This window comes from bacterium (assembly GCA_013360215.1).
Lineage (GTDB): Bacteria > CLD3 > CLD3 > SB21 > SB21 > JABWCP01.
In genome coordinates, this window is record JABWCP010000006.1 from 96831 (window position 1) to 111943 (window position 15113).

General features: G+C 43.7%; 11 protein-coding genes. 3 read left to right on the forward strand and 8 right to left on the reverse strand.

Annotation, left to right across the window (positions count from 1 at the left end; all coding sequences use genetic code 11):
• Positions 1–10: 10 nt before the first annotated feature.
• Both HUU58_05970 and der read right to left on the reverse strand, forming a co-directional pair.
• The gene (locus HUU58_05970) at positions 11–1720 is read right to left on the reverse strand and encodes a T9SS type A sorting domain-containing protein (GenBank protein NUN45211.1); all 1710 of its coding nucleotides are present in this window, start codon (positions 1718–1720) and stop codon (positions 11–13) included.
• Complete coding sequence (gene der / locus HUU58_05975) at positions 1717–3087, reverse strand: ribosome biogenesis GTPase Der (GenBank protein ID NUN45212.1); 1371 nt, start codon at positions 3085–3087, stop codon at positions 1717–1719. Before der ends, HUU58_05970 begins: the two co-directional genes overlap by 4 nt.
• 84 nt (positions 3088–3171) lie before the next feature.
• Here der and HUU58_05980 point away from each other — a divergent pair, with 84 nt between their 5' ends.
• The gene (locus tag HUU58_05980; GenBank protein NUN45213.1) at positions 3172–5040 is read left to right on the forward strand and encodes a hypothetical protein; all 1869 of its coding nucleotides are present in this window, start codon (positions 3172–3174) and stop codon (positions 5038–5040) included.
• On the opposite strand, the gene HUU58_05985 is transcribed toward HUU58_05980, so the two are convergent.
• From HUU58_05985 to HUU58_05995, 3 genes are read right to left on the reverse strand one after another with little or no spacing between them, the layout of a single operon-like run.
• Positions 5037–5330, reverse strand: a complete 294-nt coding sequence (locus tag HUU58_05985; GenBank protein NUN45214.1) for a Dabb family protein — start codon at positions 5328–5330, stop codon at positions 5037–5039. The two genes, HUU58_05980 and HUU58_05985, sit on opposite strands and share 4 nt — an antisense overlap.
• A gap of 14 nt (positions 5331–5344) precedes the next feature.
• Complete coding sequence (locus HUU58_05990) at positions 5345–6796, reverse strand: hypothetical protein (GenBank protein ID NUN45215.1); 1452 nt, start codon at positions 6794–6796, stop codon at positions 5345–5347.
• Positions 6796–8775 (reverse strand): hypothetical protein, encoded by a 1980-nt coding sequence (locus tag HUU58_05995; protein NUN45216.1) that lies wholly within the window; start codon positions 8773–8775, stop codon positions 6796–6798. Before HUU58_05995 ends, HUU58_05990 begins: the two co-directional genes overlap by 1 nt.
• 152 nt (positions 8776–8927) lie before the next feature.
• On the opposite strand from HUU58_05995, the gene HUU58_06000 reads away from it, so the two are divergent.
• Both HUU58_06000 and HUU58_06005 read left to right on the forward strand, forming a co-directional pair.
• On the forward strand, positions 8928–9482 hold the full coding sequence (locus HUU58_06000; GenBank protein ID NUN45217.1) for a sigma-70 family RNA polymerase sigma factor: 555 nt from the start codon (positions 8928–8930) through the stop codon (positions 9480–9482).
• A gap of 45 nt (positions 9483–9527) precedes the next feature.
• A complete protein-coding gene (locus HUU58_06005) occupies positions 9528–9827 on the forward strand; it encodes a zf-HC2 domain-containing protein (protein NUN45218.1) in 300 nt (99 codons plus the stop codon).
• 55 nt (positions 9828–9882) lie between these two features.
• Here HUU58_06005 and HUU58_06010 read toward each other — a convergent pair whose 3' ends face one another.
• The 3 genes from HUU58_06010 to HUU58_06020 form a co-directional block, all read right to left on the reverse strand.
• Positions 9883–11514 carry an NAD+ synthase gene (locus HUU58_06010; protein ID NUN45219.1) on the reverse strand — a complete coding sequence of 544 codons (1632 nt, stop codon included), beginning with the start codon at positions 11512–11514 and terminating at the stop codon, positions 9883–9885.
• A 179-nt stretch (positions 11515–11693) separates the two neighbouring features.
• On the reverse strand, positions 11694–12107 hold the full coding sequence (lexA, locus tag HUU58_06015; protein NUN45220.1) for a repressor LexA: 414 nt from the start codon (positions 12105–12107) through the stop codon (positions 11694–11696).
• Between the two features lie 2 nt (positions 12108–12109).
• Positions 12110–15016 carry a hypothetical protein gene (locus tag HUU58_06020; protein ID NUN45221.1) on the reverse strand — a complete coding sequence of 969 codons (2907 nt, stop codon included), beginning with the start codon at positions 15014–15016 and terminating at the stop codon, positions 12110–12112.
• Positions 15017–15113: the final 97 nt, after the last annotated feature.

Consider the following 15113-nt stretch of genomic DNA (forward strand, 5'->3'; position numbering starts at 1 on the left):
TAAAATCGCATCAACGCACGACAGCGATTTTACCGGTTTTGGAATAATCGCCAATATTCAAACGATAGATATAAATGCCGGAGGGTAAAAACTTTCCGGCATTATCTTTTATATCCCAATTTAAAAGATGATTATTAGGATCAAATTTGCCGTAGTTATGATGTACCATTCGCTTTCCTGAAATAGTATAAACCTCGAAAACAACGGATGCCGTTTTTCGAAGATCAAACTTGATATTGACCACGTCATGTAGATCCGTTCGAATCGGATTAGGATAGATTTGCAGATTAGTAGCCGTTGCATGTGAAGAAGAGCCGTCTGTTAAACCGGTACTGATCGTATAGGTCGTATTGGTCTTATTTGTAGTCGTGTTGCTGACGATAACGATCAAAGAATCGCCCGCTTTCATATGCGATACAACAAAACTGTCAACATGGCTTCGACGGGTTATAAAAGGATCGCCGGATTCCAAACGTTCAATGGTAATGATATTAAAATCGGAAGGGCTACCTGATTCGAAACGAATTTTAATATCACTGGAGTCAAAGGTTTTAAAGTTATAATACCGTGCCGCCAAACCGGGTATGCCATCGGTATAAGTTAAATTACCGATTAAAGTGTTTTTATAAAAACTTACCGCAGGAAACGAGCGACTTTCCTGAAAATATGTAATACTGTCATAACGATCTTTTGTAAAATAGTTCCAGATTGAAAATTCGGTAAATGAATTTCTAAGGTCAGTACTTGTTTCGGCTTCGAGAGCATTATTTATAGCGATCAACGCCCGTTCGTCGGGCATGCGTTCCCATATATTTCGAACTATAGAAGCGCCGCGGGTCTTTTCCATCATATGCAACCAATGTGTAACATGGTAACCAAAAAACGTCGTCTCGCTGAATAAAGACACGTGGGGGTTGCTGTAAAATCTTGGTAGATAAGCGTAATAGTCGTTGACCTCGTCATATACTACATCTTCCAGCCAAGTTGAAGTCATTTCATAAAACCAACCGTCCGTATAACCGGTATCGTATTTATAGGCCAATTGAATGGCGTGGTGAAATTCGTGCGCCGCCGTTACCCGCATGGCGTCATAACCGTGCGTTTTGAATCCACCGCCTACAAAATCATTTTCAATTTCAATGAATGATTCCCATGTATCGCTTCCGGATGGATATTGCTGCACCGGTGCCGTCTGACCGTAAGCGCTGATGTTGATAATGTATACCTCATAGTATCCGTCACGCTTCATATTGACGGGTTCACGATATCCCATGGTATCGATTTCTTTACGGTATGATTTTTCAAAAGCCTTTCCGTTTTCTTCGACCCAGTCGGGAATGGTATTGGCGTCGGCATCAATAGTTGATACTTTATCTGTGCCGACCGTATCGTAGTATATTTTAAATGTACGATTTTTTCCTGAACCGGTTACAAACGCGTGATTGTAAACAAATGCGGCAGATTTTTTCTGCACAGCAAACGATTTATTTAATTTTTGAGAAAGAGCTTGTAAAGTTTGAATTGCCGGAAAACCGCATTTGTCAGCCTCATGGATCGGTGTAGAATCCGAAGTCGTAAGCAAATCATGCAGTGTATCGTAGGCTTGTTGATCGCTGATAATGCCATCGGCGTGGTCTTTACACGTTTGCGAAAGTCGTCCTTGGGCAAAGGCATAACCGGTTGTAGTAAGGACTATAAATACAAATAGACGGTTTATCATTCGTAACGATCCCTGCTTTTTTTTCTAAAAGTTAGTGACAAAGGGACGCCTTCAAAACCAAACTCATCCCGCATTTGATTTTCGATGTACTGGCGATAGTTAGCCGGAATGAGGGTTGGTTCATTGGAGAAAATCGCGAATACAGGTGGCCGTGATTTGACTTGCGTTGCGTAGTTCAGTTTGATTTCTTTACCGCGTACGGCGGGCGGGTGATTGCGTGCAATGATGCGTTCGAGAAAGCGGTTGAGTTGCGCGGTTGCAATAGTCCGGTTACGTTCGTCATGCACTTTTTTAGCTGTTTCGAGTACTTTGGCAACGCGTTGTTTGGTGAGCGCCGACGTAAAAACATACGGAATATATTTGGTTGCGCCGAGTGCTTTGTCCAAATGCTTTTCGTAATCAAGCGCCGTTTTGTCTGTTTTTTTAACAAGATCCCATTTATTTACAACTAAAATTAATCCTTTTTTCAGTTGCCGGGCTTCTTCGAGTACGCGAATGTCCTGAGCCGCGAGCCCCTCAATCGCATCAATCAAGAGAATCGCTACATCGCACTCTTGTATTGTCTTGAGTGTACGAAGAGTGCTGTAAAATTCGAGATTTTCTTTAACTTTGGCCTTGCGTCGCAGACCGGCCGTATCAATCAATTTGAATGCGGTATCATTGTAAATAAAATCAGTATCAATCGCGTCGCGCGTTGTTCCCGGTATATCCGAAACGATATGTTTATTTTTACCGATGATGGCGTTGACCAAAGAAGATTTTCCGACATTGGGGCGTCCGATAATAGCCAAACGAATGGCGCTAGTATCGGTCGTTATTTCGTCCGGACTGGCCGCAAATCGGTCACCAAGCGCCGTCATGATACGATCGAGCATGTCGCCGATATGGCGACTGTTAAGCGCCGATATCATCAGCGGTTGACCCATGGCCAGTTTATAAATTTCCTGATCCGCCAGTGTATTTTGATAGACCTTTTCGTTGTCCACTTTATTGACTATCAATAACGATGTTTTTTTAGAACGTTTTAAAACATCGGCAATTTTCATTTCTGTCGTGGAAAGTTGGCTTACGGCATCAATCAGTAAAATAACGAGATCGGATTCGTCAATAGCCAGCTGCGCTTGCTCACGGATAGCGGTATTGATGAGATCATGCGAATCCGGAATAAACCCGCCCGTATCGATGAGAATAAAATTTTTTCCACGCCATTCGGCGATTTCATAGTGACGGTCCCGTGTTACCCCGGGTGTGCCGTCTACGATGGCATCCTGACGTCCGATGATGCGGTTGAATAGCGTTGATTTTCCTACATTGGGCCGTCCGACTATCGTGACGACGGGAAGGCGGTTGATTTTTTTTGAGGCCACTTTAAAAGTCAATATTGAATATATATACTTGATTTAATAACCTAACCAACAGCGCGTACTATTTCAAGGTTTAAATAGGAATTTATGTATATACGATCGCTTCAAATACGCGATTTTATGGGTTTTTCGGTGTATCGGACCGAATTCAAAGAGGGATTTTCCGCTTTGATGATGGGCCCGTCCCAAGGAAAAACCGGTTTGCGAATGGCCATGCGCGCTGTACTCACGGATCATTTTGATCGCAATTTTGCCTTGTTTCACCGTAATCATTCCGATACGTCTGAAATCAATTTGGAGTTGTATTGCGGAAAGAGTGCCTTAAGATTTAATAAGAATTGGACCGGCGGTGCTGTACAACAATGGACTGTAGAAAATCCGGATGCCGGCACGGTTTTAGACCTTACAAACCAGGGAACGTATGATGATTGGGCGCGATGGCTTTTGTATGAAACGCAAGGTTGGCCGGTGAGCGAACATGATGGTGAGACTGTTTTGCACAATGAATGGGCGCGTGAACAGTACGATTTTTTGATGCGCCTTATTTTCTGTGATGAAACGACTATGGCTGATCTCATGACGATGCCGATTTCTTCGTTGGTAGGCCTTCGGTATGTACAGAATATGGAAGTGCGATTAAATGAATTGATACAAAAAGCGTCAGAAAAAGTATTTATTCTCAAATCGGAAGAAAACCTCGTCCAAAACGAACTGTCATTATTAGAACAAAAGCGACAAATGGTTTTAGTGTTGGAAAAGGATTTGGAAAGCGATACCGAATTACTTCAAAAATTGGACGAAAGACTGATTCAAACGCAACACGATCGCGTACAAGCCGAGCGCATCACCGGCTATATTCAGGAAAAGCGCAGCGAAATTACCAAACTAGGTTTTGAAATTACGACGTATCAAAACGTCATGCAAAACAACGTATTGCAAGATACGTCGGAAGAAGAAATACGTACGCTGGATCGTAAAGCGCGGTTATATGAAAAAGCCCTTAAAGAAATAGAAACCATCGAAGAAAACATCATACAACGACGGCACTTAGAAAAAAATCTCGAAGGCATCGAGCAGGAGATACAGGTCATAGATCGCACGCATACGGGCAAATTACCTCCGGAAATAAAAACGCAAAAAAAAGCGTACGAGTCCGAAGCGCGTCGTTTGCGTTTGTTGTTGTCCAAAATGCAGGATGATCCTTCTTCGATGGAGCATTGGCAAACTGAAAAACGCACGCATGAAGAAGCGTATCATCAATATACGATTCTCAAAAAAACGCGCCAGTACATGAACCAAAATAATCTGCAAAAGTTGAAATCAACGACTGAAAAATTGATCGTGAAGCGCCAACAAATGCAAGATGAACTGGATCAGATATTTGCATCGCAGCACGAAACTCAATATCAGAAACTGGAAGCGGCCGTTGCATCGGATCGCCAGCAAGCGCTCGAACTGAAAGAGCGGATGGCTGCGGCCGTTGCAAGAAAAGAAAAGTTACAGCAGGAGATACAAGCGCTTCAACTTGTCGTAGATAAGCATCTTTCGCGGGCCGATCAGAAACGTCGGGAAATCACATCAAAACGGCATTTACTTTTTGTTCGCGAGACGGTTATGGATTTTTATAACGCGCAAATCGAGCTTCGAAAAAACGAACTGAGTCGTCAGATTAAAACGCATTTAAAGAAATTTCGAGTTGAATTTACAAATAAACAGCTGTTCGGAAAAAACAAAACGAATGAAGCTTCGCATGAAACGATACCGATATCCTCATCAGAGCGGGCTCTATCTCAGCATATTCTTGCTATGACAGTCTTGGCTATGAATTTAAAAAGTCCTCTTTTTTTTGCTGATGAGAACTTTTCGTGGTATCTGACGAAAGAAGATCGTACGGAGATCGAAACATTGGCCGATCAATTAAAGTTTGGTCAATTCATGTTCTTCGAAAAAAATTAAAACTCTATATCGCCCACAATGACCGATTCGCGTATCGGCGCGACGAGTTCCTTAACGACCCTCAGATGTTCAGGATGATCGGCATAAATTTGCAAATCTTCCTTATTTTTAAAACGACTCGTAAGCATAATATCGTGCCCTTGGCGACGTTCGGAAAAATTAGGCCGCGCATGAATTTCAATGACTTGCGGTATTCGATGTTTCAGATCTTCCAAAGCAGCGCACATGTTTTCGATAGCGGTAGTATCTGCACCCGGTTTAAGTTTGAATAAAACGATGTGATCAATCACGGTATCCTCCTTGTTTAAAAAGCAAATTCTAATGCGCGTTTGGCAGTAAAATAACGGTTATAGATGTAGGTTGATTTGGCCTCAATCTCTATTTTATATATTCCTGAAGGTGCTAATTGTTCGGTCATAGCGGGTTGTTTGCCTTGTGAAGAATCGGACTTATTTTGTTCGCGAAATTGTAAAATGTCCCGCAACGGGCTGTTGGATTTATATGCTCTGTTCCACTGTAGCGTTTTGATTCCCGGCGATGTCATGCTATTACGGGCAAGTGTAGCGACAAGTTTTCCTTTTTCATCCACGATGCGGGCCGTAAGACGGGATGTTTCCGGTAAATAAAACGAAAATACTAACTGACTATCCTTGAGCGCGACATTGAGATTCTGTATGTCTGTTCCGATATGATAATATTGTGCGCTGATTTTATCGGCGATAAATACCTGACCAAATTTTTTTCCTATGGCGATGGCACGAGGTTCTATAAATTGATTTTCTCCGTCACCGGGTGAACCGAAAGTGCCCATATAACGAAGATCACGATCAAACTTATGAATAACATGGTTTTCTGCGTCGGTAACCCACACATTATTAAAACCGTCAATAGCTACCGATGTCAGATTGACTTTGTCGAAGCCATATTCTGATGAAACCACGCCCATTTGAAAATGTCCATCGAATCCTAATTTTTGAATGCGTGTGCCATCCATGTCAACGACGATAAAAAAGTGGTCTTGTGTGAAATTATCCGGGTCACTGCCATCTGACACGGCAATGGCATCGGGACGATACAGTGACAATGTACCGGAAGCGTCAGCCGCATTGTCCCAAATCTGACACGGAATGAGGTTGGAATCTAATACCTGAATACGATCATTTTTATAGTCGGTCACGTAGACTTGATTTTTTTGATCTACGGCTACGCCGCGCGGTTCATCATATTCGCCGGATTTGCTTCCTTTTTTTCCTGAAGCTTTGACGAAAAGCAAATATCCTCCGGGATTCTTTAGTTTGACGATACGATTATTACCGGTATCGGATATATAAACATCACCATCACTATTGCAAGCGATGCCACGCGGACGTTTGAGTTTTTGCTGAGGACCTTTGCCTTCATACACGTCTAAGCCCTGCATAGAGCTGTTGAAGATGATATTATTCTGACCGGAATTGACACCGTAAGCCGTGAGATCATCGTCGTCATTACGATTATCGGGATCGTCGGTAGATTTTAAGCGGGTAACGGCCAAACCGCGAGGATCCGAAGGCGTGATGTCAGAGCGTCCTATCAATGCCATAAATGCAAATAAATGAACTGCCGTGGCTTTGTGAATCGGTGCGTGATTAGCGGGAGGATATACCAGAAGAGATTCTGATTTTCGAATACGTGGTTTTGTGTCTTCCGCAAGATCTTGAGATCGGCCAAACGAAGTAACAAAGAAAAACAAAATAATTAAAAAGTAATGTTTCATTATTGCCCCTCGATGGCTTGTAACGCCGATTCGATGGCATACCGTACATCGGAATTATTAGTCTTGCCGAGGCTTTGTTGCAAAACGGTTTTTGCAGAGCGTGCATCCGGGCCGATCTTACCTAGTATTTCAGCGATGCTGTACATAAGTCCGCCGTCCTGATCGGTTAATGATTGCAATTTGGATGTGAGCTTGGGTACGGCCGATTTTCCTATTTGTACAAGCGCTGTTTTAGCATTATCCGAAAACCGGTAATCGTAACTCATAAGCGAAGCCATCATAAAATCAATTGCCGCAGGATCCGAAGTTTTCAGATGCCCTAAGGTGACTATTGCCGATGATTGCATTTCAGTCAGCGTTTCTTTGTGTTCCAAATTTCGTTTGGAGAATATTGCGATAAGTTGCGATTCCAAAGGCTTAGGCTGCATTCCCATTTTTTCAATCATCAACAATGTTTGCAACTGCTCATCCCAATTATCTTTACCGCTAAGTATTACTTTGGCTTCGTCCATGGTAGGTATAATGCCGGGTACGGCAATGTCATACCACAAACAGAAATCAATGCGTTCGTCTTTTTGACTTTTGTAAGGAGTTTTTGGTGCATTGGCGGCAATGCGTTCGGACGTTTTATTTGCAAAGTATTTCAAATCCGATTCGGGAAATACAGCGGTTATTTCTTTGTTTCGCTCTGCATTGGTGGTCAAGCGAAATTGACGGATGAAATCAAAAAGGCGATCGGCTATATCGTCCGAGGCATCGAAACGGTGAAAATATTCGCTGAGCCAATCCAATGCTTGGCGCTTATTTTCAGCCGTGGGCGAAGTTTGATACAGGCGATTGAGCAGGGCATAAATATCTTTTTGTGCTTGCGAGTCCCACTGAATGTGCTTCTGATAATTTTTGTAAGCATAAGACATTAAAGCGGGTGTATCTTTAAAACCGTCGGCTAAATGATCCAACGCATGATTAAACGAAATGGGCTTTGGTAAGCCAATTTTATTGTCGAGTGCCCGATTTAGATAGGCATCGACACGTGGCGAAAACCTAAGATCGTCGGTAGGAAAGAGCAGGTTGAGGCAAATGTATAAACGATAATTTCTCATCCGTGTTATCGTTTCTAATCCGATACGCCATTCTTCTTCATCGATCACGCTGTCTGCCGCAAAATAGCGTATGGTTTCTTTGGTGCGATCATCCTGATCGGGATTGGCAATGCCCCCCAAAGTTTGTATCAAAAATTTTTTGTAGGCCGTGTTTTGAATTTTATACCGCGTGAAGACATACAACACATCATAATGCACTTTACCGCATTCGGTGTCAAATGATATTCGTACGGCTTCATCAACGGCGGACTGTATCTTGGATGGCGTCGTAAGATCGTTGAGCTTTTGTTTTAACAAATCCGCATTTTGTTTGCATCGTTCCGCTTCGGATATCGCCGTGGATGCGGTGGCTACATTGTGTTCTCCTGGAAATAACGAGGCCAGATCGGCCGTCATGGCGATGCTACCCGAAAAACTAAAATAAATCTCGCCGGTAATGACATCAATCAATCGGCAATTGACATCAATATAGTTTTTAAGTTTGGTATATGTGCCTGAAAATAAAACGTCTATCGGAATAAGTTCGCCGACTTTCTGTGCCTGTTCGCTATTCATCAGATCGCTCATCATCAAAGCATTTTCTTTTAAAACGGCGTCCAATCGCCGGCGTTCAAAAAGCCGAAATTGTTTGGTGCTGCCTAAAGCCGATATGAGCGATTCGGTAATATATTCACCAAATTCATTTTTATTTTCCGCATCGGCTTTGGTCGGTACAAAAGTAACTACAGCTAAACGCTGCGGTTTACCGGTTGTATTAGAGGACTGTATTTTGGCGGCAATCTCCTTGATGACTTTGCCGTATTCATCCGAGGTAATAGCCCAAGTTCCGGGCGCACAGAGCCACGTGAGTGCCCACAAGTAATAAATGTTTTTCATGCAATTTTTTGTTAATAGGTACGCTATGATATAAATCAATATTAGAATCAGCGCAAAATATCGGTATTAGAAACTATTTGCAAGTTCATGCAGAAAAAAGTAGTTTTATAGGAATAATTGACATTTCAATACGTTCTATTTTTTGGCGGCTCATGACGTCTAAGGATTTTGAAAAGCAAGCACTCGCACATACGGAATCGCTGTATAATACGGCGCTACGTATGACGCATAATCCGCAGGATGCTGAAGATTTGGTACAAGAGGCATTTTACAAGGCTTTTCGTTCCATACATCAGTTTGAAGAAGGTACCAATCTTCGAGCGTGGCTTTTTAAGATTTTGGTCAATACGCATATATCGCAATACCGTAAAAATGCAAAAGATCCTGCGACGACGGGTTACGATGATGTCGAAGAGTTTTCATTGTACAGCCAAGTAAGAAGTCGTGCTGCTTTTCCGGACGATGCGCCAACGGATATTTTAAATCAATTTTTAGATAAAGATATCCAAGCGGCGATACAGGCGTTACCTCAGCAATTTAAAGATGTGGTAATGTTGGTTGAGATCGAAGGTTTTTCGTATCAAGAAGCGGCGAATATTTTAGATGTACCTGTCGGTACGATTATGTCACGATTATTCAGAGGGCGTAAGCTGCTGCAAAAATCTCTATGGGAATATGCAGTGGAATACGGGTATGTGAAGAAATAAATAGTAAAGCGGAGTTATGAATTTCGGAGGAGTGGAGGAGAGGTTATGAGTCATGTACATCATGGCGAGGCGGATCTGCATGCGCAGAACCATCCGATCAATTGCGGTGAAATTGAACGACTTTTGTATGCTTATTTAGATGGTGAATTGCCATTGGAAGAAGTCGCGCCTTACAAAGATCATCTATCGCATTGTCCGCCTTGCAAAGCATTCGTCGAATTTGAAGAAAAAATCAGCCATCTCATCAAACAAAAATGCGGTCACAACGGTACAGATCGCGCTTGCGTGCCGACATCGCTTCATGAAAAAATACAAAAGGCGATTGCATTGTCCAAAGAAGCTTGATGTGCGATAGGTTGATAATAAGAGAAAAAATATAACGGCTAACGATAATACTACTTTACCGCCAACCTTGAGCAATAGGTAATCGCCTCCCAAAGCCGAACGACTTAGAAGTTACGCGTAAACCCGGTGCAGCCTGCCTGCGTTTATATTCATTCCGATCAATAAGCTTGAGAATTTTATGAACCGTTTCCGGGTCGTGGCCAAGCTTTATAATCTCATCGGCCTCTAAAAGATCTTCGATATAGGCTTTCAGAATGGCATCCAGTACGTCATAAGGCGGAAGCGAATCCTGATCGGTTTGATTGGGGCGCAATTCGGCGGAAGGCGGTTTTTCGATGGTACTTTTAGGGATAACTATTTTATCGCGATTGATCCAATTTGAAATGCGATAAACCATCGTCTTGGGCACATCACTGATCACGGCTAAACCGCCGCACATATCACCATAGATCGTGCAGTATCCGACAGCCAGTTCGGATTTGTTGCCGGTGCTAAGTACCATGGCGTTCAATTTATTTGAAAACGCCATCAAGATGTTGCCGCGAATCCGGGCTTGGATGTTTTCTTCCGTCGTATCCTCGGGCAAACCTTGGAAACTACCGGATAAACTCTCTAAGAAACTATGGAACATGGGTTCGATAGGAACGCTATGATACGTGATGCCGAGATTCCGAGCCAGATCGCGAGCGTCATCTTGGCTGTGATCTGAGGAATACCGGGACGGCATGGATACGCCGATCACATTCTGCGGGCCCAAGGCACTCGCGGTGATCGCAGCAACCAACGCCGAATCAATACCGCCGGACAATCCGATCAAGGCTTTGCGAAATCCGCATTTGTGGAGATAATCCCGTACGCCGAGCACGAGGGCATTAAAAATTTCTTCTTCGGTTGTCGGATTGGGCATAGTGATCGTTTGCGTTGAAGGAAGGGTGAGGGAAACCTGATCTTCTTCAAACGCCTTTCCGGCCGCGATTGGTATTCCTTCCGCATTGAGCGCAAAACTACGCCCGTCAAATATCAAGCTGTCATTGCCGCCGACAAGATTGACGAAAAGTATCGGTTTACGGTATTTAATAGCGATGCTGCGAAACATTTCCAAACGCAAATGATGTTTTTGTACATGGAAAGGTGACGCGGAAATATTGATCAGTATTTCTGCACCTTGATTGAAAAGTTCTTCGATCGGGTCATTGTGATAGATGCGCCGCTTCCAAAAATCCTTGTCATTCCAGCTGTCTTCGCAAATGGAGATGCCGAGTTTGACACCGCGAAAAGTAAATATTTTTTTATGTTTTGCCGGTTCAAAATGACGCATTTCGTCAAATACATCATAGTTGGGCAGCAGCGTTTTGTATTGTATGCCGATAATCTGGCGGTTTTCGATCAATGCCGCTGCGTTAAATACATGATGACCTTCCGGATCATTATTGGGCGCGACAAAGCCGCACAAAACGCCGATGCCGTCGGTGGCTTCCCTGATCAGATCCAACATTTCCTGATTTTTTCGGACAAAAGCTTTTTTTTCAACGAGATCTTCCGGAGGATAACCCGTAATACTCAATTCAGGAAATACGATCAGATCAGCGCCTTCGGAGCGCGCCTGACTGATATGTTGGATAATCCGTTCCGTATTATTGGTGAGATCGCCGACGCGGGTATTGATTTGAGCTAAAATGACTTTCATGTATTAACTATGATCGTTTAGGCTTATCAATAAAAAAGGTCACTCGAAAATGCGTCCAGCTTGTCTGAAAAATAAGAATCTGTGTGGGTAATCTAAAATCGGCACAACAGATGCGTGATTCAGTATGCTACAGATGACGCTTTTTGGAGCAACCTTTGTGTGAATTTCTTAATAGGTTATCAATGGCGCAAAACTTCGAGAACTTTGCCGCCGACACGAAAAGATTGATATTGCGGATCAACTTCGATCGGCGAAAGTTCGGCATTGGCCGGTTGTAAAATAATTTTACTTCCGCGTTTGTAAATACGTTTTACCGTAGCCTCTTCATTGACGTAGGCAATAACGATGTCACCATTGATAAATTCGTTAGTCTGACGGCATACGATGTAGTTTCCGTTAAAAATACCGTCTTCGATCATCGAGTCTCCAACAATCTGGAGTGCAAAAAGTTTTTTATCCTCCGGCGAATAACGGGAAGAAACAACATGGCCGAGTGAAACCTCCTCACTAAAGCGCGGTGTTCCGGCAGCTACTTTACCGACGACGGGAATGCCCGGGTTTTGCTGATTATCGTAAATAATCTTCGGCTCCATATTTATACTCCCAGATAATGGAGAAATAAACGATGATTGGATTCTTTGATTTGTTCAAGCCGCATTAGAAATGCGCCTCTAGTTTCAAATTCGAGAAAATTGGCGATAAAGGCAAGCTGTTTTTCATCGGAAGGCAGGCGCGAAGACTTGCGTTCGAAGAGTAAAAAAGCCGCTTCTTCGATGCGCCGTAAAAGATAATAGTTGGTTGTAAGTATAGACGCATCGTCAGCCAGAAGCAGGCCTGTCGATGTGAAGCTGTTGATGGCCTGTACGGTGCTGTGTACCGGTGATTGTGGCAAACGATCACCGTGAAGTAATTGTAATCCTTGTACGAGGTATTCGATGTCCAGCAACCCGCCGCGGCATGTTTTGATTTCATACACCGCATCGGCCGGAGATTTGATTTTTTCGCGTATTTGACGTTCACGCATACTGGTTATTTCTTGACGAATATTCCATTTTTTTGATGCCGCCCTTAGTTGCTCATAACGCCACGATTCGAATTGAGAGTGGAGATCAGACGAACCGGCAATACAACGCGCCTTAATCAACGACTGGACCTCCCAAAACATGGCACGGCTTGAAAAATATTCCTTATATCGTGACAGCGTAACGACAAGCGGCGCTTGGGCACCTTCCGGGCGCAAACGGGCATCCATATCATAAATTTTCCCCTCGGACGCGTGGTCGGTGATGCGCTGATGAACGCGGCGAGCTTGAGAAATAAAATGATCCACATCCGCGTCATCCGAACAAACCCAAACGACATCCAAATCGGATCGGTAGCTCAGTTCACTTCCGCCCAACTTTCCCATACCTAAGAGAATAATTGGATCCTCCATCAAGAGCACTTCACTGAAGGCGGTTTGTAAAATGTGGTCCGCGAGCTTCGAAAGATACAAATAGGGCTCTGACGGCGAAGTCGGTTGGTTGCGGTTTGTGAGGGCGCATTGAACCCAACCAAGACGGCGAATGTGCTGAAGATTTTTTGTCAAACGGTAAATGGCTTGCCCGTCCTGATGGGGCGTTGATAACCATGTCGGGAGCTGTATCTGCAGCCAATCCAAATAGGAAGGTCTTTCACAAAAAATCTGTGTCAATCCCGGTGCTAACGAACAAAGATAAACAAGGTGTTTTCGATATTCGGCATTTTGCGACAACGAGCGATATAGCATATCGGCAAAAGGTTGCGCCGCGACGATGCGTTCAAGATGTGCCAGCGTCGAATCCGGATCGTGCGTCTGACCAACATCAGTCAGTAAGATTTCCAGCAGTTCCGCAAGGCATTCACGAACTGAGTTGCCGTATAATTTGGGAAACTGTCCCATAGCCAAAAGGCGAATCGTACGATGCGTTCGATCCGGATCGGTGAAATGATGTTCCTGCAAAAAACGAATTCCCTCTTCAGAACACACCTCTGAAATCAATCCCGAAAATACTGAGGTTGCACGGTTATCAATTTCAAATACAGATAGATAAATCGCGCGAACAGATTTCAAATTTTCATTTAAAACTGATTCTAAAGTCGAACCGTTCGTATAACCTAGTAGAATCGCGATTTTTGTGAATTCATCGGTTGTCCCGCTCAGGGTGTGCTTCTGGGTGTCTTTTTCGATCTGAAGTATATGCTCGATTTTTCGATAAAAAATATACGCGGAGCTCAGCGTTTGAAATTCGTTGGGCGAAAGCAGTTTTTGTGAAAAAAGCTGTTTGAGTCCTTTGAGTGTGTTTCCGGTTCGAATTTCCGTCATTTGTCCGCCGTGGATAAGCTGAAGTGCTTGTACGATAAATTCGATATCGCGGATTCCGCCGGGGCATATTTTGATGTTTAGGTGATCGGAGGATTTTTGCTCTTCGATGCGCCACTTCATGGCGGCGACTTCGTGCAAGGGCGATTGGAAAAAAGTTTTAGGATACACAAAAGGTTCCAACCGTTTGATAAAACGAGCACCGAATTCCAAATCGCCGGCCACGGGTCTGGCCTTGATAAGCATTTGCCGCTCCCACGTTTGACCGCGCGCTTCGTAATAATATAAAAAACTGGAAACACACCGCGCAAGCGGACCGGCATCGCCGTCAGGACGGAGCCGCGCGTCCACACGGTAAAGCTGACCCTCGGATGTATTTTTGGCAATGTGTGCGATCAGGCCGGACGCTAAGCGATTAAAATATTCATGATGAGTCAGGCGATGCTCGTTCACGATGTATTCGTTTTCTTCTTCATAGACAAACATCACATCAATATCGGAGCTGTAATTCAGCTCACCCCCGCCAAATTTTCCAAGAGCGATTACACAAAACGGTGTCTCCGGATTTCCCCAACGTGGCGCCATATCCCGGCGTTGCGCATCCAACGCACCTTGCAGTACACATTCGGCTAAGTCGCTCACGGATGCGACGGTTTTTTCGAGCGGATCCTGTAGTATATAATCCCGAATACCCAGTTTCAGCATTTCACGGCGTTTAATTTTCCGCAAAGCATCCATGACTTTGTTGAGCGACGGCGTTTGATTATGAAAAAGGCGGAGGATATGCTGCTGGACCTCAAGTTTGTCAAAAGGACGGCAATCGTACTCGGGGCGAACGAGAAAATAAGCGTATTGGAAATCACGGATCATTAGTTCCGCGATAAAAGGACTGGATGCAAAGAGCCGCACCAGACGTGCAGTTGTAGGCGGCGTATCACTGAGCATTTTAAAAAAAGCGATGCGATCAATCACCGCACGGCTAAGGCGTTCAAATAAATTGAATATATCGTCGCAATTCGGATAAGGGCGTAATTCGTCCAATAACCGTTTGAGAAAGCGGATATCGTGCGGTTGGGTTTGGTTTGTAATGCTTTTCAGATTGGTTTCGGCCTGCGCTGTATTACGAAAAAAACTCAGGTCGTGTGAAAAAGATTCTGGCATGTTTTAGTTTGAAAAAGAAAAGGCGATTCCGTAAGTTTTAATGGATATGAATTTACTTCTAAAAATAACAATTCCAATCATAAATACTCCGGAGCCT

Coding starts and splice junctions, on each gene's coding strand:
- HUU58_05970 (NUN45211.1), bottom strand. CDS start 1,720: ATGATAAACCGTCTATTTGTATTTATAGTCCTTACTACAACCGGTTAT.
- HUU58_05980 (NUN45213.1), top strand. CDS start 3,172: ATGTATATACGATCGCTTCAAATACGCGATTTTATGGGTTTTTCGGTG.
- HUU58_05990 (NUN45215.1), bottom strand. CDS start 6,796: ATGAAACATTACTTTTTAATTATTTTGTTTTTCTTTGTTACTTCGTTT.
- HUU58_05995 (NUN45216.1), bottom strand. CDS start 8,775: ATGAAAAACATTTATTACTTGTGGGCACTCACGTGGCTCTGTGCGCCC.
- HUU58_06000 (NUN45217.1), top strand. CDS start 8,928: ATGACGTCTAAGGATTTTGAAAAGCAAGCACTCGCACATACGGAATCG.
- HUU58_06005 (NUN45218.1), top strand. CDS start 9,528: ATGAGTCATGTACATCATGGCGAGGCGGATCTGCATGCGCAGAACCAT.
- HUU58_06010 (NUN45219.1), bottom strand. CDS start 11,514: ATGAAAGTCATTTTAGCTCAAATCAATACCCGCGTCGGCGATCTCACC.
- lexA (NUN45220.1), bottom strand. CDS start 12,107: ATGGAGCCGAAGATTATTTACGATAATCAGCAAAACCCGGGCATTCCC.
- HUU58_06020 (NUN45221.1), bottom strand. CDS start 15,016: ATGCCAGAATCTTTTTCACACGACCTGAGTTTTTTTCGTAATACAGCG.